This window comes from Petralouisia muris, from assembly GCF_004793545.1.
Classification (GTDB): Bacteria; Bacillota; Clostridia; order Lachnospirales; family Lachnospiraceae; genus Petralouisia; species Petralouisia muris.
Map to the genome: position 1 here is coordinate 1 of NZ_SRYA01000254.1, position 476 is coordinate 476.

At 51.3% G+C, this 476-nt stretch carries 1 protein-coding gene; it reads right to left on the minus strand.

Annotated elements, in window-relative coordinates; all coding sequences use genetic code 11:
• Window positions 1-184 precede the first annotated feature (184 nt).
• Window positions 185-476 (minus strand): hypothetical protein (locus E5329_RS29385; protein ID WP_135992598.1); only part of this gene is annotated, 292 nt, incomplete at its 5' end.

Genomic DNA, 476 nt, shown 5'->3' on the forward strand with positions numbered 1-476 from the left:
TCTGTCATTTCTGGATGCTGCATTTTGTATCCCTGCTGGAAATTGCGCCCGGGCCATACACAATTCGCAGGCAGGCCGCCCGGTGTGTCCCGGACGGCCTGCTTTCCCTTCCCTTTTTTGAAATTGTCCCCATTCCCTGCACGCTTCGCCAAACCTCTGTTTTGCGTATAGTTGCCATGCTTCCCTACAGCCAGTCTTTCCCTGTATACCCGGATAACGCCCGCAGGGCGTGGGCAACGGTTACAGCATCTGTTTCATTCATATTCGCTGACAGCCTTTCTTTGTTCCAGAATAAATCGGACAGTCTGCTAAGCGGGCATCCTGTATCGATGTCCGGCATACAGATATACTGGCCGCTCATATATTTCCCGATCACTGCATTGATACAGCTGTCCCTCCCATAAATAATAAGCTCCGCCATGCCCGGGCCGTAACTTCTGACTTTCACTTCCCCAAGCCATCTTTCTTCCCTTTTT